This window comes from Collinsella sp. SGI.184 (genome assembly GCF_050313415.1).
Taxonomy (GTDB): domain Bacteria; phylum Actinomycetota; class Coriobacteriia; order Coriobacteriales; family Coriobacteriaceae; genus Collinsella.
Genome location: NZ_JBNPLJ010000013.1, coordinates 13475 through 37522, shown reverse-complemented (window position 1 = coordinate 37522; position 24048 = coordinate 13475). Strand labels below are relative to the sequence as shown.

Annotated in this window: 24 protein-coding genes; 14 read left to right on the top strand and 10 right to left on the bottom strand. The window is 59.5% G+C overall.

Annotated elements, in window-relative coordinates:
* Window positions 1-156 precede the first annotated feature (156 nt).
* Window positions 157-375, top strand: a complete 219-nt coding sequence (locus ACQRAJ_RS05725; protein WP_154517389.1) for a hypothetical protein — start codon at window positions 157-159, stop codon at window positions 373-375.
* Between the two features lie 7 nt (window positions 376-382).
* Here the strand turns inward: ACQRAJ_RS05725 and ACQRAJ_RS05720 are convergent, their stop codons facing one another.
* The gene (locus ACQRAJ_RS05720; RefSeq protein ID WP_427747965.1) at window positions 383-1381 is read right to left on the bottom strand and encodes a ketopantoate reductase family protein; all 999 of its coding nucleotides are present in this window, start codon (window positions 1379-1381) and stop codon (window positions 383-385) included.
* A gap of 358 nt (window positions 1382-1739) precedes the next feature.
* On the opposite strand from ACQRAJ_RS05720, the gene ACQRAJ_RS05715 reads away from it, so the two are divergent.
* The 5 genes from ACQRAJ_RS05715 (at window position 1740) to ACQRAJ_RS05695 (ending at window position 7260) form a co-directional block, all read left to right on the top strand.
* Window positions 1740-3047 carry an aldo/keto reductase gene (locus tag ACQRAJ_RS05715; RefSeq protein WP_427747964.1) on the top strand — a complete coding sequence of 436 codons (1308 nt, stop codon included), beginning with the start codon at window positions 1740-1742 and terminating at the stop codon, window positions 3045-3047.
* A gap of 95 nt (window positions 3048-3142) precedes the next feature.
* Complete coding sequence (locus ACQRAJ_RS05710; RefSeq protein WP_427747963.1) at window positions 3143-4009, top strand: deoxyribonuclease IV; 867 nt, start codon at window positions 3143-3145, stop codon at window positions 4007-4009.
* 147 nt (window positions 4010-4156) lie between these two features.
* Window positions 4157-5017: an ABC transporter substrate-binding protein gene (locus ACQRAJ_RS05705; RefSeq protein WP_118345556.1), complete on the top strand. Its 861-nt coding sequence runs from the start codon at window positions 4157-4159 to the stop codon at window positions 5015-5017.
* Between the two features lie 116 nt (window positions 5018-5133).
* Complete coding sequence (locus ACQRAJ_RS05700; protein ID WP_233540353.1) at window positions 5134-6495, top strand: ABC transporter permease subunit; 1362 nt, start codon at window positions 5134-5136, stop codon at window positions 6493-6495.
* 12 nt (window positions 6496-6507) lie between these two features.
* Window positions 6508-7260 (top strand): amino acid ABC transporter ATP-binding protein, encoded by a 753-nt coding sequence (locus tag ACQRAJ_RS05695; protein WP_022094423.1) that lies wholly within the window; start codon window positions 6508-6510, stop codon window positions 7258-7260.
* A 116-nt stretch (window positions 7261-7376) separates the two neighbouring features.
* Here the strand turns inward: ACQRAJ_RS05695 and ACQRAJ_RS05690 are convergent, their stop codons facing one another.
* Window positions 7377-7622, bottom strand: a complete 246-nt coding sequence (locus ACQRAJ_RS05690; protein ID WP_427747962.1) for a hypothetical protein — start codon at window positions 7620-7622, stop codon at window positions 7377-7379.
* Between the two features lie 147 nt (window positions 7623-7769).
* Between ACQRAJ_RS05690 and ACQRAJ_RS05685 the strand changes: the two genes are divergently transcribed.
* Window positions 7770-7988 carry a heavy-metal-associated domain-containing protein gene (locus ACQRAJ_RS05685; RefSeq protein WP_427747961.1) on the top strand — a complete coding sequence of 73 codons (219 nt, stop codon included), beginning with the start codon at window positions 7770-7772 and terminating at the stop codon, window positions 7986-7988.
* Window positions 7989-8008: 20 nt separating this feature from the next.
* Here ACQRAJ_RS05685 and ACQRAJ_RS05680 read toward each other — a convergent pair whose 3' ends face one another.
* Both ACQRAJ_RS05680 and ACQRAJ_RS05675 read right to left on the bottom strand, forming a co-directional pair.
* A complete protein-coding gene (locus ACQRAJ_RS05680) occupies window positions 8009-8434 on the bottom strand; it encodes a hypothetical protein (RefSeq protein WP_427747960.1) in 426 nt (141 codons plus the stop codon).
* On the bottom strand, window positions 8427-9953 hold the full coding sequence (locus ACQRAJ_RS05675) for a DNA repair protein (protein ID WP_427747982.1): 1527 nt from the start codon (window positions 9951-9953) through the stop codon (window positions 8427-8429). Before ACQRAJ_RS05675 ends, ACQRAJ_RS05680 begins: the two co-directional genes overlap by 8 nt.
* A gap of 280 nt (window positions 9954-10233) precedes the next feature.
* On the opposite strand from ACQRAJ_RS05675, the gene ACQRAJ_RS05670 reads away from it, so the two are divergent.
* Together ACQRAJ_RS05670 and pgi are read left to right on the top strand one after the other, a co-directional pair.
* A complete protein-coding gene (locus ACQRAJ_RS05670) occupies window positions 10234-10737 on the top strand; it encodes an iron-containing alcohol dehydrogenase (protein ID WP_427718555.1) in 504 nt (167 codons plus the stop codon).
* Between the two features lie 199 nt (window positions 10738-10936).
* On the top strand, window positions 10937-12631 hold the full coding sequence (gene pgi / locus ACQRAJ_RS05665) for a glucose-6-phosphate isomerase (RefSeq protein ID WP_117817172.1): 1695 nt from the start codon (window positions 10937-10939) through the stop codon (window positions 12629-12631).
* A 141-nt stretch (window positions 12632-12772) separates the two neighbouring features.
* On the opposite strand, the gene ACQRAJ_RS05660 is transcribed toward pgi, so the two are convergent.
* The 3 genes from ACQRAJ_RS05660 to ACQRAJ_RS05650 form a co-directional block, all read right to left on the bottom strand.
* Window positions 12773-14077 (bottom strand): VirD4-like conjugal transfer protein, CD1115 family, encoded by a 1305-nt coding sequence (locus ACQRAJ_RS05660; RefSeq protein ID WP_427718552.1) that lies wholly within the window; start codon window positions 14075-14077, stop codon window positions 12773-12775.
* Entirely contained in the window at window positions 14070-14687 is a 618-nt protein-coding gene (locus ACQRAJ_RS05655) for an ATP-dependent Clp protease proteolytic subunit (protein WP_427718549.1), read from the bottom strand. Before ACQRAJ_RS05655 ends, ACQRAJ_RS05660 begins: the two co-directional genes overlap by 8 nt.
* Window positions 14688-14750: 63 nt before the next feature.
* Window positions 14751-15641 (bottom strand): hypothetical protein, encoded by an 891-nt coding sequence (locus tag ACQRAJ_RS05650; protein WP_427718547.1) that lies wholly within the window; start codon window positions 15639-15641, stop codon window positions 14751-14753.
* 489 nt (window positions 15642-16130) lie between these two features.
* Between ACQRAJ_RS05650 and ACQRAJ_RS05645 the strand changes: the two genes are divergently transcribed.
* Together ACQRAJ_RS05645 and ACQRAJ_RS05640 are read left to right on the top strand one after the other, a co-directional pair.
* Window positions 16131-16973, top strand: coding sequence for a Cof-type HAD-IIB family hydrolase (locus tag ACQRAJ_RS05645; protein ID WP_427747959.1), 843 nt, complete (start codon window positions 16131-16133; stop codon window positions 16971-16973).
* Between the two features lie 64 nt (window positions 16974-17037).
* Window positions 17038-17697 carry an HAD family hydrolase gene (locus ACQRAJ_RS05640; protein WP_427747958.1) on the top strand — a complete coding sequence of 220 codons (660 nt, stop codon included), beginning with the start codon at window positions 17038-17040 and terminating at the stop codon, window positions 17695-17697.
* Window positions 17698-17757: 60 nt separating this feature from the next.
* Here ACQRAJ_RS05640 and ACQRAJ_RS05635 read toward each other — a convergent pair whose 3' ends face one another.
* Together ACQRAJ_RS05635 and ACQRAJ_RS05630 are read right to left on the bottom strand one after the other, a co-directional pair.
* Window positions 17758-18540, bottom strand: a complete 783-nt coding sequence (locus tag ACQRAJ_RS05635; RefSeq protein ID WP_427747957.1) for a TatD family hydrolase — start codon at window positions 18538-18540, stop codon at window positions 17758-17760.
* Window positions 18541-18554: 14 nt separating this feature from the next.
* The gene (locus ACQRAJ_RS05630) at window positions 18555-19352 is read right to left on the bottom strand and encodes a tRNA threonylcarbamoyladenosine dehydratase (protein WP_427747956.1); all 798 of its coding nucleotides are present in this window, start codon (window positions 19350-19352) and stop codon (window positions 18555-18557) included.
* 461 nt (window positions 19353-19813) lie between these two features.
* Here ACQRAJ_RS05630 and ACQRAJ_RS05625 point away from each other — a divergent pair, with 461 nt between their 5' ends.
* From ACQRAJ_RS05625 to ettA, 3 genes are all read left to right on the top strand, one after another.
* Window positions 19814-20092, top strand: coding sequence for an autorepressor SdpR family transcription factor (locus ACQRAJ_RS05625; protein ID WP_154517353.1), 279 nt, complete (start codon window positions 19814-19816; stop codon window positions 20090-20092).
* Window positions 20085-20786, top strand: coding sequence for an SdpI family protein (locus ACQRAJ_RS05620; RefSeq protein WP_427727826.1), 702 nt, complete (start codon window positions 20085-20087; stop codon window positions 20784-20786). Before ACQRAJ_RS05625 ends, ACQRAJ_RS05620 begins: the two co-directional genes overlap by 8 nt.
* Window positions 20787-20970: 184 nt before the next feature.
* Entirely contained in the window at window positions 20971-22650 is a 1680-nt protein-coding gene (ettA, locus tag ACQRAJ_RS05615; protein WP_055251458.1) for an energy-dependent translational throttle protein EttA, read from the top strand.
* A gap of 59 nt (window positions 22651-22709) precedes the next feature.
* Here ettA and ACQRAJ_RS05610 read toward each other — a convergent pair whose 3' ends face one another.
* Window positions 22710-24035: a hypothetical protein gene (locus ACQRAJ_RS05610; protein ID WP_427747954.1), complete on the bottom strand. Its 1326-nt coding sequence runs from the start codon at window positions 24033-24035 to the stop codon at window positions 22710-22712.
* Window positions 24036-24048: the final 13 nt, after the last annotated feature.

The window sequence follows — 24048 nt, the reverse complement described above, 5'->3', positions numbered from 1 at the left end:
GGGCGTCTTTACTGAGCTTTCGGCCAATGTAAAGTCGCCCGTTTTTATATGCATTTGGGTTAACAGAGCCCTTACCGTGGCACTACGTTGGGCATATGGGCGCGGGGCACACTAAGTCATGAGAAACAAGGTCTTTCTCGTGGAGGAAGTGATCCCATGAACGCTCGAGATGTCGCTATTGCCGTCGTTGCCCTTTTGATCGGATGTCTTGGTCCGACGGCGGCGTTAGTTGCCGGCTTGCAGTCCACTACGGGTGCTGCTCCTGTGGTTGTGAGCGCCTTGATTGCAGCGGCGCTGTTGGGAAGCGCCGGCGTGGTGCTTTGCCGCGATGACGAGGACGAGGTCCCGGAGTCGCAAAACGAGCCTCAGTTTTAGCCTCGGCCTAAATGCGACAGGCCTTCGCGAGCGATGGGATCCTCGCGAAGGCCTGTCTGCTTACATTGCGCGCGTCGCCGTGCGGGCGAGGCTGCCAGCTGCTTTCTATTTCGCGAATCCTCTGGTAGAGCCAATCGTTTTGCGGCACTTGGATATCGTGTTTGGCGGCCAGGCGGCAGATGGTGCCCGCGAACTCCTCGACTTCGGTTTTACGTTGTGCGATGCGGTCCTGCGCCATCGAGGGCATGCCGGCGGGGTCGATTCCCTCGATGAGGTGCACCATCTGCGTCAGGTCTGCCTCGGTAAGCTCAACGCCCTCGGCGTTGGCGACCGCAAGTGTCTCGCGCATGGCGGAAACAAAGCAGCGACGCTGCTCGGAGCCCGGTTCCGTGGCGCTCCCGTACGTGCCGCCGTAGGCCATGCAGGTCTGGTTGATGCCATCGTTGAGCATGAGTTTGGCCCACATGCGGTGCGCAATGTCGCTCTCGACGGTATGGGCGATGCCGCAGCGCGTGTAGAGCTCATCGATGGCGGTGACGGTTGCGGGCTCGGTGCCTGCTGCCGCGCCAAAGCGAATCTCGCCCGCATTGGTAAAGGTGAGCGCGCCGTTAAGGAATACGGCGTCCATGCCCTGGCAGATGCCCAGGACGGTGTGCTTCCAGCCAAAGCGCTCGGCTATTTTTTGCTCGCTCGTAATGCCGTTGCACAGCGAGGCGATGAGTGTGTTGGGTCCCACGACGCGCTCCATAGTCTTGAGTGCTTGGTTGAGCCCCGTCGTCTTGACCGTGAGAATGACCAGATCGGCGGGCGTTGCCTCGCTGGCGCGGACGGACTTGAGCGTGCAGGGCTTTCCGTTGACGGTGAGCGCATCGCCCACGTGGCGCTCGAAACGCGCGTCATCCATGACGTATTCGACGGCATCGTTGCCGAGGGTCTTGGCAATCATGCTGCCGTAGAGCAGGCCGACGCCACCCTTGCCGATAAAGGCGACCTTGTTGATCTGCATGTGAATCATCTCCCCATATAAAAGGCGCCCGCATATGGGGCGCCTGATGGATTGTATGCCGCTGGGGCATGTGGCGTACACCGGAGGCTGAATTTAGAAGAACAAATGCATGGGAACTTATGCCGCGGGGCAGATGGCAAAAACGCGCGCGGGATATCCAACGCCATCGCGCACCTTGGGGAAGGTGCAGAAGATGACGGCGCCTGTGGCAGGAAGCTCGTCCAGATGGTCCATGACCTCGATCTGGTAACGGTCGACCGAAAGGATGTACTGCTCGCCGGGGTAGGGGTAGGCGTCCTCGCGTGTGGTCGCGCTCGCCTCCTTTCATCGGACTTTTTGCTGATGTTAAAGCGCTGCCATGACGACTCGATTTCTGTTGGGTTACGATACGTTCTCGATTGCGATTCCACGATGTTTCGGCCGCGTGACCATTGTGTTTCGCCTTGCCGGGGCGCTGATGGCGAAGGGAGGGGCCGTGCAATACCGCGTTGACCCCAAAAGTGGTAACCGAATATCCGCTCTGGGTCTGGGCTGCATGAGATTTCCCGGTGCGCCGGGACGTCCGGATGCGAAGACAGCCGATACTATCATTTCCCGTGCGGTGGAGCAGGGGATTAATTATCTGGATACCGCGTATCTCTATCCCGGTAACGAGGCGTGCGTGGGCGCCTCGCTTGAGCGCTTGGGGCTGCGTGACCGGGTGTTGCTGGCGACGAAGTTGCCGCACGCTTCGTGCAAGTGCGCGGATGATTTCGACCGCATCTTCGACGAGCAACTGCACCGTTTGCGGACTGACCATATCGACTACTACCTTATACACAACATCACCTCGCCCGCCCAGTGGGAACGTGTGGTGGCGTTGGGCATCGAGGACTGGATCGCGCGTCAAAAGGCAGCGGGGCGCATTCGCCAGATTGGTTTTTCGTATCACGGCAGCGCGGCGGATTTCCTGACGATGCTTGACGCATATGACTGGGATTTTTGCCAGATACAGTACAACTATGCCGGCGAGCGTTACCAAGCGGGAACGGCGGGGCTCATGGCCGCCGCCGAGCGAGGCCTCGCGGTGTTTGTGATGGAGCCGCTTTTGGGCGGGCGTCTAGCAGGCAAGCTGCCCCCGCGGGCCCGCGCTGTGCTCGATGACGCCTGTGACCCGCATTTGCGCACCCCTGCCGCTTGGGGGCTTTCGTGGGTGTGGAATCATCCTCAGGTGACGATGCTGCTTTCGGGTATGACCGATACCGCGCAGGTGGATGAGAACGCGGCGTTGGCCGATCGGGCCCTGCCGGATTCGATGACAGCTACTCAGCTCGATGCCATCGCGCACGTGCTGACGGAGTTTGAAAAATCGAATCGCGTGCCCTGCACGGGATGCGGCTATTGCATGCCGTGTCCTAAAGGCATCAATATTCCTGGGTGTTTTGCCGCCTACAACGCAAGCTATGCGCACAGCTGGTTTACGGGTCTATCGCAGTACTTTACGGCGAGCGCGGTGCGCACAAGCGAGCCCAAGTTGGTGAGCAATTGCGTCAAATGCGGCAAATGCGCGCGGCACTGCCCGCAGCATATCGATATTCCCGAGCGTCTCGACGACGTACGCCGCCGTTTTCAGCCTGGACCCGTGACGGCGGTGCTTAAGGCCTTCGGCAAAACGCGCTCCTCATGACCCTTTTATAACTTGCGGTGGAATAGTTCCTGTTTGCGGCAGAATAAGGCATCAACAGGAACTATTTCACCGTAACTGATGAGGGGGAGCTGGGGATGCTGACGATTGGGTGTCACCTATCCACGACGAAGGGCTATCGGGCGATGGGGGAGACGGCGCTATCCATTGGCGCCAATACCTTTGCATTCTTTACGCGCAACCCGCGCGGCGGCAAGGCGAAAGACCTTGACATTGATGACGTGGCGGCCCTGCGCGAGCTTATGGAACAAAACGATTTTGGTCCCCTCGTGGCCCATGCTCCGTATACCTATAACCCCTGCTCGGCCAAAGAGCGGGCGCGCGAGTTTGCCCTGGAGGCCATGGCAGAGGACCTGCAGCGTCTGGAAGCGCTGCCCGGTAACTACTACAATTTCCATCCCGGTGCGCATGTGGGACAGGGCTCCGACGCCGGCATTCAGATGATCGTCGACACCCTGTGCCAGGTGATGTTTGAGGGCCAGCAGACGACGGTGCTGCTCGAGACCATGGCTGGCAAGGGCACCGAGGTGGGCCGCAGCTTTGAGGAACTGGCGATCATCATCGAGGGCGTTGCTGACAGGCGCCCCGAGCTGTCGGCCAAGCTGGGCGTTTGCCTGGACACCTGCCATGTAAATGACGCCGGCTATGATATCGTCCAAGATCTTGACGGTGTGCTCGACGAGTTCGATCGTGTGGTGGGTATCGAGCGCCTGCGCGCTGTGCATATCAATGATTCCAAGAATCCCCGCGGTGCCCATAAGGACCGGCATGAGTGCATCGGCAAGGGTTACCTCGGCAGCGAGGAACTTGGCGGTGGAATGCAGGTTATGCAGAATATTGTATCGAATAGCTGCCTGCGATCACTGCCATTCATTTTGGAAACGCCGAACGAACTTGCAGGTTATGCGGCTGAAATTAAACTATTAAGGTCATTGCAGCAGTAATGACTGTCATAAAGTGGAGTGTTCCATTCACGTTATGGGTTTGTTTCAATCAGTTTTCTAATTGCAGATTCTCTCACGCGGGTGCATAATAGCCCTCAGTTTTTGCAGGCCCCTGAATTACATGGGGCCATTGGAAGGAGACTGATTATGAAGCTGAAGAAGCTTGGCGCATTTGCCGCCACGGGCGCCATGGCGCTCGCCCTCGCATTGACGGGCTGCGGCTCGTCCAACGCCACCTCTGGTTCTGATGCCGGTTCCAGCAGCTCTGACGACGCTAAGGTCGAGAAGGTCGACGGCTCCAAGGAGTACGCGCTCGTCAAGGACGGTACGCTGACCGTCGGCACCTCTGCCGAGTACGCTCCGTTTGAGTACAAGGATGACAACGGCGATTATCAGGGCTTTGACCTTGAGCTCATCAAGGCTATCGGCGACAAGCTGGGCCTGGATGTCGAGTACGTCAACAACGACTTCGACACGCTCGTCCCCGGCGTCGCTTCGGGCACCAAGTATGACGTCTCCATTGCGGCTATCACCGACACGCCCGAGCGTGAGAAGGAAGTCGCTTTCTCCGATTCCTACTACATGGACGATCAGGCTATCGTGACCAAGGTCGATAACACCGACATCACGGCCGACAATTACAGCGAGAAGCTCAACAACGCCGACGCTACCATCATCGTCCAGTCTGGCTCGACCGCCGAGGCCTTTGCCCAGGAGAACTTCCCCAAGGCCAAGATCGTCCCCTACAAGGACGCTACCGAGTGCTTCAGCGCCCTGCAGTCCGACAAGGGCGATGCCGTAGTCACCAACCGCTCCGTTGCCAGCCAGCTGACCGCCGAGCAGTTCAATACCTGCCACACGGTTAAACAGATCAGCACCGGCGAGGAGTACGCTATTGCCATCAACCAGGGCAACACCAAGCTCAAGGACGACATCAACCAGGCCATCAAGGACCTGACCGACGACGGCACCGTTGACGCCCTCATGGCTAAGTACAACATCAAGTAAACAGATACTTGATTGCGTGTGGGCCCTTTCCGTTTAGCGGAGAGGGCCTTTGCGCTTCTCTCGACGGAGAGTGTTTCCGTCTCTTTTTGCCGGCAACTTCTACGATAGGAGCCACCTTGTCTCGACTGAACAAAGGGGCCGCTGAGCAGCGTTCTTCACTACCCGCCTTGCTCCAAAAGCTAGCCTGTGTCATGGCCGTGGCGCTCGCGCTGGTGTGCGTGGGGGCATCTGCGCCCTCGACTGCCCAAGCGCTTGAGACCGCAAAGATTACCGCCCGACCCAACACCGGTTCGGGCAGTGATGTGGTCGGCGGCACCGAGACACGCATTACCTGGGAAGTTCAGGCCGACGCCGACGAGGAGCTGAGCGGTCTTTCGCTGACGTTTGTCGACGGCACGACGTTTGGTACCGATGACACGCGATTGACGATGCTCTCGGGCGAGGACCTCATGGATCGCACACCCATGAAGCCCACGTGCACGGCTGATGGCCAGACGCTCAAGATCGACTTTGGCGAGACGGCGCCTGCCGGCGGCTTTTTCCGTGTCGAGGTGTACGGCGTGACCTTCCCCGTCGAAGGCGGCGACGAGGCCTTTAGCGGCACCTATACGCTCGCCGACGGTTCGACCAAGAAGATTTCCAAGATTCCTTCCGTCGAGATTAAGGGCGTGACGGCCTTCGATAACTTCCAGGCCGATCTTAAGGAACAGCCGTGGGTCGAGGCTTGGAATTCCAATATGTTCCTGCGCCTGTTCTTGAACCCGGTCATTTTGGTCCAGAGCCTGCCGGTCGTATTTAAGGGCTTCCTTATGTCGCTCTCGATCGTGCTTGTGGCGTTTCCGCTGGCAATCCCCTTTGGCTTTGCCTTGTCGCTCATGCGCATCTCCAAGTCGCGCATCCTGCGCTGTCTTGCCGGCATCTACGTGAATATCATCCGCGGTACGCCGGCGTTCCTGCAGATCTATATCGCGTTCTTTGGCCTGCCACTTGCCGGCGTCAAGGTGGACGACTACGTCTTGGGCGTTATCGTCATGGCCATGAACTCGTCTGCGTACCTGTGCGAGATCTTCCGTGCCGGTATTCAGTCGATTCCCAAGGGCCAAAACGAGGCTGCCCGCTCGCTGGGCATGAATGCCTTCCAGACGTTGCTCTACGTTATGATTCCGCAGACGTTCCGCAATGTCCTGCCTACGCTGACCAGCGAGTTTATCCTGCTTTACAAGGATACGTCGCTGCTCGCCGCCGTGGGCGTGGTCGAGATCGTCATGAATGCCCGCACCATCGTGGCGACGACGGGCTCCATCACGCCGTATGTGGTTGCCGCCCTGTTCTATCTGGTCATTACCCTGCCGCTTGCGCGCTTGGTGAGCGGTCTTGAGGCGAGGCTTCTGGGGACGGCCGAAACCAAAAAGAAGCGTCCCACCAAGAGCGCCGGACAGGTTGTCGCGACACCCGCCGATCATATTGCAGGCCTGTAAGGAGGTTCTATTATGAGCGAAACCAATAACTCGAACGAGGTCGTCGTCAGCATCAAGAATCTCCAGAAGGCCTTTGGCGATAACGTGGTCCTGCGCGACATCGATCTGGATGTGCACAAGGGTGAGGTCGTCGTGGTCCTGGGCCCCTCGGGCTCGGGCAAGTCGACGATGCTTCGCTGCATTAACCGTCTTGAGGAGCCCACGAGCGGCTCGATTGTCGTTGAGGGCGTGGATGTGTGCGCCAAGGGCGTCGACCTCAATAAGGTGCGTACGCACTTGGGCATGGTGTTTCAGCAGTTCAATCTGTTTCCGCACCTGTCGGTCAAAAAGAACGTCATGCTTGCGCAACAAAAGGTGCTCAAGCGCAGCAAGGAAGAGGCCGAGAAGATTGCCGTCGAGGAGCTGACCAAGGTCGGTCTGGCCGAGCGCATCGATTTTATGCCGAGCCAGCTTTCGGGCGGCCAGCAGCAGCGCGTGGCCATCGCCCGCGCCCTGTCGATGAATCCGCACGTGATGCTCTTTGACGAGGCTACGTCGGCGCTTGATCCCGAGCTCGTCCGCGACGTCCTTGGCGTCATGCGCGATCTTGCGCGTGACGGCATGACGATGATCGTGGTGACGCACGAGATGGGCTTTGCCCGCGACGTCGCCGACCGCGTCGTCTTTATGGACGGCGGCGTTATCGTAGAGGAGGGCACGCCGAGCGAGGTCTTCGACCATCCCAAGAGCGAGCGCACCAAGGCGTTTTTGGGCAATATCTCGTAGCTGCTTTATGTGGCTGACATAGCAGAAAACGGGGCTGGATTTGGATCCAGCCCCGTTTTTGTTGGGATGCGAATGTGTTTTGGTGCAGAGCCGCGTATGGGCGGAGCTTATCGCCGTTAGGCGAGCTCGGCTCCAAGGGCGCGACAGGCGGCCTCTGCCTCATCGTCGGGGGCGTCGTAACAGATGACGGAATCGACGACGTGGACGTCGGCCTCGTCGGCGTCCGCCTTCCAGTTGTCCATCCATTCGCCCTCGGCCCAAGAATAGGAGCCAAAGAGGACGACCTTCTTGTCGCCGAGGGTCTCCTTGACTTCGTCCCACATCGGCTGAAACTCATCGTACTCGAGCTCCTCGGAGCCCATGGCGGGGCAGCCGAAGGCGATGGCGTCATAGCCGGCGGCTTATTTTTTGGATTCCGGCGTATTGTCGCATCGACGCATGGCACATGCTGTTGCGGCGATGGGGCGGGCAGAAAGAAGATCAAGAGGGTCGCGGTCGCGGACACCGATGTGTCTCACTACCCCTATAGCGATGAGCTGCTTATTGGCGGTATGAGCTGCGGCGGTTGCGCGCAAAATGTGACGAACGCCCTCAACGCTCTCGATGGCATTTGGGCCACGGTGACGTATACAGACCACACGGCGTGCATCCGTTCTAAAAACCCGATCGATCGTGAGGTGCTTGAGGCTGCCGTGAGGGATGCGGGCTATTACGTCATAAAGCCGTAGGGCCGGGCGTGCGCTTGCGCCTAGGCTCGGCCGCGCAGCTCGATGTCTTGGATATCGTCGAAGCCGATGGCGATGTCTCGGAGTTTGAGCAGCTTGAACGCGGGGAGCACTTCGTCGAGAATGCCGGTGCGGCTACGATAGCCGTATGTATCGTAATAAGTGACGCGCACCAAGTCGCCGCGTTTGAGGCCCTCGAGCTTTTTTGAAAGTTCGAGGGCTTTTTCTTCCGTGAGTTCGCATTTGGGCTCAACAGAGATCTCTTGTTTGCGCACGAGCTCATAGTATCCCGTGAGGGCGGCAAAGGGCATAAACTGCGCGGCGCGGTTGGCGCGAACGGCACCGTTAGCGGTGAGCCTGGGGTCGGCGGAGCGACGTCTTCCCTCGGGGTCCGCCAGGCGTTCAAAAGGCGTCGGTGGCCGCATCGGCTGTTGTTGGGCCTTAGGCACGGTGTCCTCCTACCTGATCGTTGCGTTCGCGTGCGGTGGCGCCGGCGGTAAAGCTTAATCCCTTGACCAGGGCATTCTTGCCGTACTTGCCCTTCACGGCCAGAACGGCGCGGGCCAGGTCACGCTCGCGTTCATCGGCCTTAACATCGCTAAACAGATCGATGGTGGCAAATTCCTCGGGCATGAGGTTGCCAAAGCCCAAATTGATGCGCTTGACCGGTCGTTTGGGATCGACGGTCTGCGCCCAGAGCTCATCGAAATGGCCCATGATCTTCTTAAACGAATTGGTGCGCTCGGGCAGCTTGCGCGAAGCGTTAGAGTGCGCAAAGAGCGCGGCATAGCCGCCACGCGGTTTGCCGCCATGCTCTCCCACAAAGATGCCGTCGATTGCCTGTGCTTCGCGCACCAGACGGCGTCGTTCGTCATCGCGCTGGACGGGCTTGGGTGCACGGGGTGCGAGCTCGGGGCCGGCGGTTGCGGCGGGTTCGATGCTCGACGTGCTCGAACGCAAATGCCCGCATCCGTCTACATATTGCGCTGTGCCGCTGGCGTCGAGGCGGCGTATGTCGGCGCGCTCGCTCGCGTAGCCCACAAAGAGCGAGATGCTGTCGCAGACTACATGCTTATCGACCAAGTCCAGTACGGCGGCATCGACCATCTCGCGCAAGATGGTGTAGGCCTGCTCGTAGGCATAACCCTTCGAGAGCACTTGTCCTGTGGTGGTTGAAGTTGCCTGCGGGCGATAGGCCTGAATATCGGCGATAGTTGTCGGCTCGCGCCCAAAGGCGTGGTCGATGAGATACTCGGCATTGACGCCGAGTTCGTCGTAAAGCAGGTTTTCGTCGAGCGCGGCGACGCCCATCAGATCGTATACCCCGTACTTTTCGAGGCGGGCTGCCACGCCGGGGCCGATGCCCCAGATATCGGTGATGGGGCGATGGGGCCAGATCTCCTTGCGAAAGGTCTCGTCGTCGAGTATACCGATGCGGCTGGGTACGTGCTTAGCGGTAATGTCGAGCGCCACCTTGGCCTGGAATAGGTTGGGGCCGATGCCGACTGTCGCCGTGATGCCGGTGCGCGCGAGGACCTCATCGCGCAGCATGCAGGCAAAGCTTTTGGCATTGGTATGGTAGAGCTCTAGATAGGGTGTCACGTCGATAAAGCACTCGTCAATTGAGTAGACGTGAACGTCTTGCGGACTGACGTATTCCAGGTAGATACCGTAGATCTGCGCCGACACCTCCATGTAGTGCTGCATGCGCGGTACGGCCTTGATGTAGTCGATGCCGTCGGGAATCTCAAACAGGCGGCAGCGGTTGTGTATCCCGAGGTCCTTCATGGCCTGGGTAATGGCGAGGCAGATGGTCGTACGCCCGCGTGATTCGTCGGCAACGACCAGGTGGGTGGTGAGCGGATCGAGCCCGCGGTCGACGCACTCGACGCTGGCGTAAAACGTCTTGAGGTCGATGCAGATATAGGTGTGACGCCCGTCCCCCACGCGTCCTCCCATCAAACACATGTTCTTATCGAATGCATGTTCGATAATACCCGCTCGTCCGGACATCGTCAAAACCTGCCAAAAAGGGACAGGTTTATTTTGGTAGGTAAAACGCTTGACCGACCAAAACAAACCTGTCCCTTTTTGGCAGGTATGGTCGGGCGGTTGCATCGGGTTTTAACGCAGCGCTAAAGAGCGCGAAACAGCCCGGAAAACCTCGCTTCGTAGCATGAGCCTAACGATCGATACCACCATAAAGCACGGAAGGGTTGTGGGGATAATGGTCAACTATGGGTTTGGTATGCCGACGCGCCTTGTTGCGGATGGAGACGTGGCTCGCTGGTGTGGACGATTGGTCGCTCACTACGGCGGCACCAAGGCGCTGGTGGTGCTGGGTGGCGACAAACATACGCGCGATGAGCTTGTCTCGGCGGCGCTCGGCTCGCTTGACCGAGCTCTGCTCGAGCGCGTGCTTTTTCGTTGCGGCTCGGTTGAGGGCGACGGGGGAGACGAGCTGATCGACGAAGCTGTGGCCCTGGCGACCGACGAAGGCGTGGACTTTGTCCTGGCGATTGGCGATGCCGATACTGCTGGCTTTGCGCGCGAACTCGCGCGTCGCATGGCGGCGCTCGATGCCGGCGAAGACGGTTTTGTCCCTTATGGATGTATTGTCTCGGAGGGCAAAGTGCCTGCCGTCGTGGGGGCCGGCGAGGTTCCCGTTTTTGCCATTATCGCTCCCGAACTGCTTGAGGGCATTGGGTCTCCTCTGCGCGAGCTGCTCGGCAGCGTGTGCGCCGCGGCCTAGTGTCTGCCATAAAGAGATGGGCTATTTTTGGTAGGTAAAGCGTTTGACCTGCCAAAATAAACCTGTCCCTTTTTGGTCGGTCGCCGTTTGGGGGCGGATTGGCAACGCTCGCTGATTACGGTCTTGACCTGCGCTAGAATAGGGGCATCTGATTATCCGGGCGCATGGAGGTTTGCGCCCGTATGTTGAGGAGGACTTTATGGCAACTGTTGCCGCACCTATCGACGCTACGTCGACCGCCGCTTGGAAGGCGCTCGAGGCTCATCAGGAGAAGCTCGAGGCCGAAGGTATCGACCTCAAGGCCTGGTTCGCTGCCGATGCAGAGCGCGTGAACAAGCTGAGCTTTGACGCCGGTGACCTGCACTTCGACCTGTCCAAGAACCTGGTGACCGATGAGACCGTCAAGCTGCTGTGCGATCTTGCCCGCGAGGTGAAGCTCGAGGAGCGCCGCGACGCCATGTTCTCCGGCGAGCACATCAACACCACCGAGGACCGTGCCGTCCTGCACACCGCGCTGCGCCGTCCGGCAAGCGAGAAGGGCCAGCTCATCGTTGACGGCCAGGACGTCGTCGCCGACGTGCACGAGGTCCTCGACCGCATGTACGCCTTTGCCGAGCGCGTGCGCTCCGGTGAGTGGAAGGGCGTTACCGGCAAGAAGATCGAGCATCTGGTGTCCATCGGCATCGGTGGCTCCGATCTGGGCCCGGTCATGGCCTACGAGGCCCTGCGTCCCTACGCCGACGCCGGTATCGACTGCCGCTATATCTCCAACATCGACCCCAACGACCAAGCCGAGAAGCTCAAGGGCCTGGATCCCGAGACCACGCTCGTGATTATCGTCTCCAAGACCTTCACCACGCTCGAGACCCTCACCAACGCTCGCGAGGTCAAGACCTGGATGCTCGAGCAGCTCAAGGCTCAGGGTGCCATCGACGGCTCCGATGAGCAGAACGCCGAGGCCGTGGCCAAGCACTTCGTTGCCGTTTCCACCGCACTCGACAAGGTCGAGGCCTTTGGCATCGACCCCGCTAACGCCTTTGGTTTCTGGAACTGGGTCGGCGGCCGCTATTCCGTCGACTCCGCCGTGGGTCTGTCGCTGATCGTCGTGCTCGGTCCCGAGCGCTTCCAGCAGTTCCTCGAGGGTTTCCACGCCATCGACGAGTACTTCTGCAATACCCCGCTCGAGAACAACGCCGTCGCGCTGATGGGCCTGCTCAACGTCTGGTACGTCAACTTCTTCGGTTCCAAGAGCCACGCCGTGCTGCCGTACTGCCAGTACCTGCACCGCTTCCCGGCCTATCTGCAGCAGCTCACCATGGAGTCCAACGGCAAGCACGTCCGCTGGGACGGCAGCGCCGTGACCTCCGACACCGGTGAGATCTTCTGGGGCGAGCCCGGCACCAACGGTCAGCATGCCTTCTACCAGCTGCTGCACCAGGGCACCGTGGTGGTTCCGGCCGATTTCATCGCCTTCGCCAACACTGCCAACCCCGCAACCGACAGCGGCCAGGATGTTCACGAGCTGTTCCTGGGCAACTTCCTGGCCCAGACCAAGGCACTCGCCTTTGGTAAGACGGCCGATGAGGTGCGCGCCGAGGGCACGCCCGAGCAGATCGTCCCGGCCCGCTGCTTTGAGGGCAACCGTCCGACGACCTCGATCTTCGGCGATACGTTGACCCCGTTCGCACTCGGCGAGCTCATCGCCCTGTACGAGCACATCACGTTTGTCGAGGGCACGGTCTGGGGCATCGATTCCTACGACCAGTGGGGCGTCGAGCTGGGCAAGCAGCTTGCCAAGCAGATTACCCCGGCCTTCCACGACGACGCCGCCAAGGCCGAGCAGGACGCTTCGACCCAGGCGCTCATCGAGTTCTACCGCGCGCATCGTAAGTAGTCGCTGCTGTTAACGCATCGCGCCTTATAGTCAGGGGCCCGTATCCTATCGGATGCGGGCCCCTTTGCTTTGCCGTAGTCCCGGGGCGCACGGCCTTTGTGGAACATCGCCGGGGCGCCGCGCGCCGCGAGAACCCTGCGCCTAGATCTCGGCCTCCGCATGGTCTCGCTGCGCCTCGGGCAGCTCCCCGTAGAGCGGATGGTCTTCGAGCCTAAAGCGCTCGACCTGTTCGGGAGTGTGGCCGCGCACAAAGAGCCACGAGCGATCGATCGGCGTCGCCATGAGCGTGCTGGGCAGCGCGTCGGCGCGTTCGGAAAACACCCGGGCACTCTCGGGATCCTGGAACGCCAGCACCAGATGCGTGTCGCAGTTGCCCATGATGGAGCGTGCGCGTGCCTCGCCATAGAGCGCATCGAGCTGGTTGGTCGACTGCAGCAGCAGCGTTGCCCAGATGTTGCGGCTTCGGATAATCGAGAGCACGTTGTCGATCTGGGGGATCTGCAGATTTGCGAAGTCATCGAGCATAAAGCGCACGGGCACGGGCAGGCTGCCGTCGGGCTGCCTATCGGCCTCACGAATGAGGCCCATAAACGCCTGCGAAATAAAGAGGCCGGTCAGCGGATCGAGATTGCGGTCAATATCGCTCACGGTTACAAATAGGGCGCAGGGGGTGTGTCCCATGGAAGCGAAGTCCACCTGATGGCACTCACGATAGAGCTGTGCCGCACCGTCGAATCCCAGACACATGACCTTTTCGGCAAGGATGCCGACGATGCTCGCGTGCATGCGCTCGGCATTTTGCGTAATGGCGTAGCGCCGCCATAGCGAGAGGGCATAGCTTTGGGGGTCGATCGTGATCAGGTCGTCAAACAATCGACCCGTGGCACCGTCCTGCAGGTGCTCGATCAGCTTGATGACCGAGCTGATCGTCTGCTCGTCGGCGGGTAGCTGTTCGGTGACGTAGGCGATAAGACACGACAGCAGGTTTGCCGCCGCATGATCCCAAAAAGGCTGGTTGTTGTCCTCGATGGGGCAGATGGCCTTTGCCACCGAGAGGATGTCCTGCTGGTTGGGCCTGCCGTCCGCCTTGCGGCGAATGTGCCTCAGGGGGTTGTAGCCGCAGCGCTCGATGCCGGGCGCAAGGGCCGGGACGGTGTTGAGGTCGGCGAAGTTGAGACATTGCACGCGGTAGCCGTGGGCTGCCAGCACGGGTCCCACTTCGCGACAGAGCGTGCCTTTGGTGTCGAGCACGATGTAGCTTGCGTTCATTTGCAGCAGGTTGGGCTTGAGGACGTTTCGGGTCTTGCCGGCTCCCGAGGGGCCGATCACAAGTGCGTTGTTGTTGAGTCCCGTTTGGCGGGTGTCGCAGGAAAGCATTCGATCCTTGGCGAGGATGGTGGACGATGCGGACTCAGATGCGGCGAGGCGGCTGGTGAGGTTAGACATGGGCGACCTCCTTGGTGGTCGAGAGGATTTCGTGGGCAAAGCCGAGCTCGACGGCGCGCTCGGCCGAAAGGTAGGTGTCTTTTGCGGTGAGGGACTGGATGCGCTTGGGCGTGAGGCCGCTGCGGTCCGAGAGGATTTGCGTGAGGGTCTTGCGGGTCTGCATGAGACGCCGGCTGGTTTCCTGCAGCGCAAGTGCCGAGCCGCCTGCCCCCTGGGGGATCAGCGGGTCGTGAATCATGAGCTCTGCATGGGGCGCCATACGGCGATCGTCGCCGCCCATAAAGATCACGGCGCCCATGGACGCGGCGAATTCCAGGCAGACGGTGCGGATGGGGCACGATGCGAGGCGCATGGCGTCATAGATCGCAAGACCCGATCGCACGCTTCCGCCGGCGCTGGCGACAAATATGGTGATGGGGCGGCTGGGGTCGGCGGCATCGAGCAGGCGGATCTGCTGGCATAGGTCGTGGGCCATCGGGGTTTCGATGTTTCCCATGACGGAGAGCTCGCGACGGGCGAGCATCTCATCGTAAATGCTGGTGAGCGTGATACCTCGGGCGGATTCACGCATGGTGAGGGGGCTGATGATGGGGGAATGATTGGTGTCCATGAGGACTCCTTTCTGTTGGTTGTGTTGTGGAATAGGATTGTTGCCCGCGGAGGGGCTGGCGGGCTACAGGGTTCGTCCGAGCCTGAGATCGAGCTCGGTTGTGGGGCAGGCTGCCTGTTCGTACGGCTCGCAAGCGCCAAGGGCTCCAAAGCGATGGAGCGTTGCGACGGGCGTGGTGTAGGCGAGCCGCAGCTGATGCTCGACAGGGGCACATCCGTCATTTTTGTAATGAGCCGCGTAGTACTGCGCGATGCTGGCGTTCATCTCGCTGCCATTGCGATGGCGCTCAAACTGGCGTCTGCAGGTCTCGATGATCTTTGCTACCGACTTGGGTGCCGTCGCGGGAACAAGGGCGAGATAGCCCTCAAATAGCTCGTTGATGCTCAGGAGGCACAGCAGGTCGATCAGCGTCCTTATGGCTGCTCCCTCGGCGGAAAAGTGTGCGGTCATGCGGTTATATCGGTTGCGGTCGACGATGGCCGCATGGGGTCTTGGAGTTTTCTGCCCCGTGGTCCCGGGCTTTTGCCGCGCCTGTGTATTGAGCTCGACGTTGCAGCGCTTGAGGCCGTCCAACGGAAGGAACAGTGCGGTGCGCAGGGTGTTCCGCTTACTTTCGAGTTCATGACGCTCGTCGGGTTCCCATTCGAGCTTGAGTTTCGTGTCGAGCGCCGTAAGCATATGGGCTAGGCAGCCTACGGCAAGAACGTACGAATCGTTGCCGCGTTTTGGGGCATAGGGGTCTGTCAGCTTGCGAATGTCGGGGTCGCCCATGATCTTTGTGCAGCGCTTCAGCAGTTGAGGGTGGTCGGCCAAGATCGTCGCGAGCGGTAGCGACGCGTAGTTCTTGATGGTCGCGGCGGCAAAGGCGGCGTCATATTCGTTTGCATATGCTCGCTCAATGCGGGCATCCAGAATGCTTTTCTTATCGCCGTCTTCAGCGTGGTGGTTTGTCATAGCTTCTCCAATCGGTTGATGTTCGTGCTGTTTGTTGATGTGTTGGTTGTCGTGAGTGATGTGCTTGCCGTGGGTGATGTGCTGACGTTGGGGTGCTATGCGGTTTTCAATGAGCCCGTGAGACAGTTGCTGCAGGGGCGGGATGGAACGGCCCATGCAAGGCGGAAGGCATCGTGCTCAAAATCGAGACAGCAATGCCCTAGGTGCCTCACATGTGGCAGTTACCTCATTAAGTTGTCATTACGTTTGGGGTTGTACTTTGCCGATCTTCCTTCTCTTACACGCTAAAACTCAAACTTCATATGCTCGATCTACTTAAAACCGCAACGGCGGTCTTTTATCAACTTATATGTCGGAACGCGTCTTTGCAAGTACTTTTTTGCCTTTGTTTCAAATGGGGTGGTTTTGCAACCGTCATACGTGCGCTGTGCGAACGTGCCCCGGCTCGGATAAGATAGTGCGCGATAAAAACGATGCAAGGAGGCGCATATGGCAATCAAAGCCATCGCAATGGATATCGACGGTACGCTCACCAACGACCAAAAGGTCATCAGCCCGCGTACGCGCGAGAAGCTGCTCGCGGCGCAGGAGTCGGGCATTAAGCTCATTTTGGCTTCGGGCCGTCCCGCATGGGGGCTGCACGCCTTGGCGCAGGAGCTCGACCTTCATAACCATGACGGTCTGCTGGTGGCCTTTAATGGCGCGCATGTGGTCGACGCTCAGACCGATGAGGTCCTTTTTGACCAGGCCATGCCGGCTGACGAACTGCACCGTCTGATTGATCATCTGCGTAATTTCGACGTGATTCCTATGATTTCGCTCGGTCGCGATCTGCATGTCGAGGATTCGTACCGCTGCATGATTACGCTGCCGGATGGCTCGCAGAAAAACATCGTCAAATACGAGCGCGACGCGTGCGATCTTAAGATTCGCGAGGTGGAGAGCCTGCATGAGGTCGTGGACACTTATCCCGTGGACAAGCTGCTCACTGCGGGCGACCCGGCCTATCTGCAAGCGCATCACGAGGAGATGTATGCGCCCTTTACTCAGACGCTTTCGGGTATGTTTACGGCCGACTGGTACTTTGAGTTTACGGCCTCCGGTATCGACAAGGCCCGCGCGCTCGAGGGTGCCCTGCCCAAGCTCGGCATCGATGCCAGCGAGGTCGTCTCGTTTGGCGACGGCCAGAACGACAAGTCCATGATTGAGTGGGCCGGCACCGGTGTTGCCATGGGCAACGCGGTTGACGAGGTTAAGGCCGTGGCCCAGATGGTGACTGCCAATAACAACGAAGACGGCATTGCGGTGGCGCTGGATAAGCTGCTGGGTTAGAATCGCCGATTAATGCATGGTTCGGGCGCCTGCTTACAGGCGCCCTTTTGTTAGGGAGGGTGCCGTGTCCGCATTTCCGTTCGACGCCGTTATCTTTGACATGGACGGCGTCATTGTCGATACCGAGTATTACTACCTGGGCGAGACTGCCGCGTTTGCCAAGGAGCTTGGGCTTAACCTGACTCAAGAGGAGTTGAACGGGCAGGTCGGTACCTCACATCAGTTCTTCCTGCATATGCTGGTCGATTGGTTTGAGCGCGCCGGTAAGGGGCATTTATCTGGCGAGGAAGCGTTGGCCCGTTGGGACGAGTGGGCGCATAAGCGTCCGCGCGACTATCAGGCTTTGATTAACCCAGGCGCCGTGGATACGATTCGAGAGCTGCCGCGCCGCGGCGTTCGCGTGGCGCTTGCCAGCTCGTCTCCCATGGATAGCATCCAGGAAGTGCTCAATGCGTGCGGGCTGTCGGATGCCTTTGAGTATGTGGTGAGCGGCGAGCAGTTTAAGGAGAGCAAGCCCGAGCCCGACATCTACCTGCATGCGCTGGACCTGCTGGGACTGCCCGCGAATCGCTGCTGCTGCGTTGAGGATTCGGTGCCTGGTATCACTGCCGGCAAGCGAGCCGGCCTGACGGTCATTGCCAAGCGCGAAGAACGCTTCGGCTTTAGCCAAGATGCCGCGGACAAGATTATCGACCAGCTGCCGGAGCTGCTGGAGCTTGCGTAGGACTTGGACGGTACGTCTACCGTCATAATGGTATCGTTGTCGTCTTTTTGCCCACAGGGGTTAGCGAAGGCCAAAAATAGAGTGCGCATTTGCTAAAACTGCCGATTCGATGCGCTTTGCGTCACAGTTTTTGAGCGAGGCGATGCGCATCGAGGTCCATGTGAGCGATTTGATGAGCGACTGCGCGCTTGTTTCTGTGTTTGCCTCCGCTGGTGCATCGGTCTCGAGTAGTAAACGATCGAGTGGAATCTGTCGTGCGTATTCGCGTCCTCGTTTAGACGCGATCATGAGTTCGTTGACAGAAAAATAGCAGCCCACATTACGCGCGCGGACGAGTTCGTCCGAAGTACCGCTAAACCAGTGGAAGATGATAGCGGGGGAGTCAGAGTTTGGGATGAGTAGACCATGCGATTCGAGGACGTCCAGTACGGTTCCTGCCGAACGAACGGCGTGAATTGATATCACGCGCCCGGTAAGAGGATACTGCACGAGCGTATCGCAGAGCCGGTTAAGTGCCTGTATTTGTAGCGGTTCGCTTCCGGCGAAGCGCGCGGAAAAGTCGAGTCCGACTTCGCCGATATGGCGCTCTTGGGCAGCAACTTTGCAAAGCAGATTGACTTCGGCAGGACCGCAGCGGCCGTCGGCGAGCCACCAGGGATGGAGCCCGACGCCCGCGATAATGTTTGGGTAGCGGCTGGCCCGCTTTTTTGCTGCCGCGAAGTCGCGCGGGTCGACCCCGCAATCAAAGACCCCCAGCCCTATAGCCGCAGTTTCGTCGGCAACAGCATTCGGGTAAGCCATCAAATCAAGATGGCAGTGTGCATCAAATAACCGGGGCTCCATCTCGGCGCACTCCGCTAGTCCAGGCGCTGGCCATCGGCGCGCACGCGCTCGGTGCCGCGCCCACTGATCTGGCGGATAACCTCGCCGGCAATCATCTGACCCATGATGGGCGGCATAAAGCTGGCGGTTCCGAGCTCGGTACGCTCGTGGATGTTGGAAGGGTCGCGGGGCTGTGTCTTAACCGATTCCTCGCAGCTAAACAATACATGTAGGCTCTTGATTCCGCGCTTCTTACATTCTTTGCGCATAATGCGGCTCATGGGGTCACGTACCGTATCGAAGATGTCGGCAAAGCGGAGGCACTCGGGATGGAGCTTGTTGGCCCCGCCCATGGAGCTAACCAAACGAATGTCGTGGTCCTGAGCATATTTGGCAATGGTGAGTTTGGCCGAGATGGTGTCGATGGCGTCGACGACGTAGTCGAGCTTGCCGCCCGTCTGCTCAAAAACGCTCGCAAAGAACTCGTCGATGTTGTCGCTCAACAGGTATTCGGTGCGCTTGATAACGGTGGCGGCGGGATTGATATCGCGAATCATGGCTTCCATCACGTCTACCTTGCGCTTGCCGACGGTGCTGTGGAAGGCGATGGCCTGGCGATTGATATTGCTGGGCGCGATGATGTCCTTGTCCAGAATGACGAAATGACCGATGCCGCCGCGGGCGAGTGCCTCGCAGCAATTGGAGCCCACACCTCCGCAGCCGAGCACCAGCACCGTAGTATCGGCGAGCTTATCGAGTGCCTCGCGGCCCATGATGATCTCGAGCTTGGTGTCGCGTGTCTCGATGGCGGCTGCGGCAACGGTTTCGGTCATAAATATCCTCCGATGGGGAAGCGAATCGTGTTTTAGCTATCGCCATTATAGGTATTATTGCGATTCCATTTGAGCCCTTGGAGCTTGTTGAAATGGGATCGGGATTCGCATAAGATTGAAGCAGATGGCACCCGTTGCCGCGGGTTGGCCAACTCCCAAACACGTTTGTAGCGTGAGAAGTGGCCGTCTTCGCATTACGCGGGGGCGGCTATTTCATTCGACCTCCAATGTGGATGCCGAGCTCCACAGCCGCGATTACAAGCAATAACAACGTCAGGACATCGTCAATACTCATAGTCCATCTCCTTCTCGGATAGAGGGAGCTGGCCCATCTGCTTCAACTTCCATTGTAGCTAAATACGAACAAATGTTCTATAGATGTTCCTATATTATATAGTTAGACAAACATCTAAATATCGAGTATAGTGTGCGTGTCATGAGAGTTGCTGAGGGGAGGTCCTATGCCGGGAGAGGGTTTTAAAGCGCTGGCCGATCCTACGCGGCGGCGCATTTTGGAACTACTACGCGAGGGCGACCGCACGGCCGGGGAGCTTGCCGAGCATTTTGACATCAGCAAGCCATCGTTGAGCCATCATTTGGCGACGCTCAAAAACGCCGGGTTGGTGACCGACGAACGTCATGGCCAAAACATCGTTTACAGCTTAAACACTACCGTCATGCAGGACTTGATCGGTTGGTTTATGGGCTTTACAAACACTGAAGGTGATAAGGATGAATAACGAAAACAAGGGCATTCACGCCACGGGGGTATCGCCACGCGTGTGGATCGCGCTGGTCGCTCTGTGCGTCGCCAATATCGTAGCGCACCTTATGGTGATGCCGAGCTTACCTGCGCAGATTCCCACACACTGGGGCGCGAACGGCGTTGACGGTTGGGGTCCCAGCTGGAAGGCCTCCGCGCTCGGCGTGCTGCCCCTGGTGCTTCTCGCAATGTTCTGCGTGGTGCCGCGCATCGATCCCAAAGGTGAGGCATATCGAACCTCGGGCAAGTTCTATCAGGGCTTCGTAATCGCCTTCACCCTGTTCATGTGCGCCATAAGCTGGCTGGGAGAGCTTACGGTCTGGGGCGTGGTGCCGGCGGTCGGTTCGGTCAACGCGCTGATTTCTGGTGCTGTCGGTTTGCTGTTCATTGGCGTAGGCAACTACTTGCCGCGTGTGAAGCAGAACTATACGCTCGGTATCAAGACGCCCTGGGCGCTTGCCGATCCCGAGAACTGGCGCCGTACGCAGCGCTTTGGCGGTGCCTGCTTTATGGTGCTGGGTGTTGGTCTGATTGTGATGGGCGTTGCGGGTAGCGTGCTTTCAAGTGAAGTTGTCGCCGCGGTGATTGCGGTTCTGGCGTTTGGTTCGGTCGGAGTCGTCTACGTCTACTCGTATCTGCTGTGGCGCAAATCGCAGCGAGCCGCTCGTTAAGGTTGCGGAAAACTAGCGTACGCAGTTCATAGTATGTTCCGGGGGACTTTTCCCAGGTAGTATTAGGGGGTATGGGCAACCGTGCCCCTTTTTCGTTACGTTTTAGAGCTGGTTTTCTCATCTCGTTTCCACTAAAGCGAAACAAGAATAGGGAAACAGCAGGTAGAAAGGATAAAACAGGTAAATGGCGGAGTTTATCTACCAGATGTATCAGGCTCGCAAGGCGCATGGCGACAAGGTGATCCTTGACGACGTGACCCTGAGTTTCTACCCCGGTGCCAAGATCGGCGTCGTGGGCCCCAATGGTATGGGCAAGTCGACCCTGCTCAAGATCATGGCCGGCATCGAAGAGGTCTCCAACGGCGATGCCAGACTTACCCCTGGCTACACCGTGGGTATCCTGCAGCAGGAGCCGCCGCTCGACGACGACAAGACCGTCATCGAGAACGTGCGCATGGCATTTGGCGACATGATCGCCAAGGTCGATCGCTTCAATAAGATCGGTGAGGAGATGTGCGACCCGGACTGTGACATGGACGCCCTCATGGCCGAGATGGGCAAGCTCCAGGACGAAATCGATGCCGCCGATGGCTGGGATATCGATTCCAAACTCGGCCAGGCTATGGATGCCCTGCAGCTGCCCGATTCCGACATGCCGGTCAACGTGCTTTCCGGCGGCGAGCGCCGTCGCGTGGCCCTGTGCAAGCTGCTGCTCGAAGCTCCCGACCTGCTGCTGCTCGATGAGCCCACCAACCATCTGGACGCCGAGTCGATCCTGTGGCTCGAGCACTTCCTGCACAACTACCAGGGCGCGGTGCTTGCCGTCACACACGATCGCTACTTCCTGGATAACGTTGCCGAGTGGATCTGCGAGGTCGACCGTGGTCACCTCTATCCCTACAAGGGCAACTACTCCACGTATCTGGAGACCAAAGCCGCCCGTATCGAGGCTCAGGGTAACCGCGACGCCAAGCTCGCTAAGCGCATGGAGGCCGAGCTCGAGTGGGTACGCTCCAGCCCCAAGGCCCGTCAGGCCAAGAACAAGGCCCGTCTGGCTCGCTATGAGGAGATGGAGGCCGAGGCCCGCGCAAGCCAGAAGCTCGACTGGACCGATATCCGCATCCCTGTGGGCCCACGTCTGGGCAACAAGGTGCTCGAGGCCCATCACCTGCACAAGGAGTTCGACGGTCGCGTGCTCATCGACGACCTATCGTTCACCCTGCCGCGCAACGGCATCGTGGGCGTCATCGGCCCCAACGGTGTGGGCAAGACCACGCTGTTCAAGACCATCGTGGGCCTGGAGCCGCTGACTTCGGGCGAGCTCGAGGTGGGCGAGACCGTCAAGATTTCTTACGTCGACCAGAACCGCTCCGGCATCGACCCCGACAAGAACCTGTGGGAGGTCGTCTCGGATGGCCTGGACCACATGATGGTCGGCGAGACCGAGGTTCCCAGCCGCGCGTACGTGGCGAGCTTTGGCTTTAAGGGCCAGGACCAGCAGAAGCGCGCTGGCGTACTTTCCGGTGGCGAGCGCAACCGTCTGAACTTGGCGCTTACGCTCAAGCAGGGCGGCAACCTGCTGCTCCTCGACGAGCCCACGAACGACCTCGACGTCGAGACGCTGTCCTCGCTCGAAGCGGCGCTGCTCGAGTTCCCGGGCTGCTCGGTGGTCATTAGCCACGACCGTATGTTCCTGGACCGCGTCGCCACGCACATTCTGGCGTGGGAGGGCACCGACGAGAATCCGGGCAACTGGTATTGGTTCGAGGGCAACTTCGAGGCCTATCAGGCCAACCGCATCGAGCGCCTGGGCGAGGACGCAGCCCAGCCGCATCGTATTCACCGCAAGCTGACGCGCGATTAGTCGAGCTCAGGTGACCTAACGAGAAAGGGACGATAACCTTGAGGGTTATCGTCCCTTTTTTACTTGGTAGAAGGCTCGACTTTATCGATAGTCCAGGTGGCGCCGAGGCCGCCGGTGGTGTTGCGGCGGATGCGCACGGTGACTTCGTGGCGCTCGCCGGCCTGCGTGTAGCGCAGGGGGAAGCTTGCGCGGTTTCGCGCGGCCTCGATGGTACCGCGCTCGCGGGCGATCCAGTAGTACTCGCCGACGATGCCGAGCGTGTCGGCGCCGTAGGGGAGATAGGTCGACAGCTGGTGTAGCAATGGGCCGGGGCAGAAGACCTCGGTTGTGAAATCGACGGGGAAGTCCTCGGGGATGGTCGGTGCTGCGGGTGTGGTGACAGGTACTGCAACGGGGAGCGGAGCCGGTGCAGGTGCGGGAATCTGGTCACAGACAGATGCGGATGCGGACTCGATGGCAGGCTCAGGCGCCTTTTCCGGCTTAACTGCGAAATCCGTCGGTTCCACGGAGACGGACGTGTCTGCGGTCTCGGTTTTGGCATCGGCTCGCGGGGCATCCTCTGCCTCGACAGATGGCTTTGCCTCGGCTGGCGTGGATGCCATGGTGGTGATGCCGGCGTTTGCGTTCTCGGGGTCATAGACGACCGTGAGCGAGATGGCGGGCTGCGGCGTCTCGGGCTCTGGCGTCGACTCGGTAGCGTCTTGATCGTCGGGCTCGTCGGACTGATCGTCCTCGGGCTCGTCGGACTGATCGTCCTCGGGCTCGTCGCCAAAGACATCGCTGTTTTGGAACGCAGGCGTCTCGGGCTGGTTAGCGGCTTCTTCGGTTGTCGACTTGGGAGTCTCGTTGAGCTCCGCGGTGGCTTCCTGCTCGGATGTGACTTCGGGATCGGTCGTGGCGTCGATTTCGGTTTCGGCTTCTGCCGTTACCTCAATAGCGACTTCGATCCCTGTCTCGGGCTCTGGCTCCGGAGCGACTTCGGCCACGGGCTCGGGCTCGGGACGCTTAACGTGCTTGGGACGCACGGCCTTCAGGTCCTTCTCGCCGCGCTTTTTCTTTTTGTAGGACTGCTTGGCGCCCTTGGCAGCCTTGGGCTTGTCCTCGCCTTTGGCAAGGGCGGCATCCCAGGCCTCGTTGGCGATGACGGTGGCATACAGGCGGCCGCCTTTAAAGACGGTCAGCTTAATGCAGTCGTCGAGCTCCTCGAGCAGCTCGCGCGTGGACTCGAAGCCCAGGTCATAAGCGGCCATGTCGCCAGCGGCGAGCGCCTCTTCGACCTGCGTCATAAACGTTTGCTTGCCGCACCCAATCGCATCGCGCAGCAGGCGATACAGATAGATGTGGTTGCCCAGCGATAGTGCGGGCTTAACTATTGTCTTGCTCATGGCAAATCTCCTC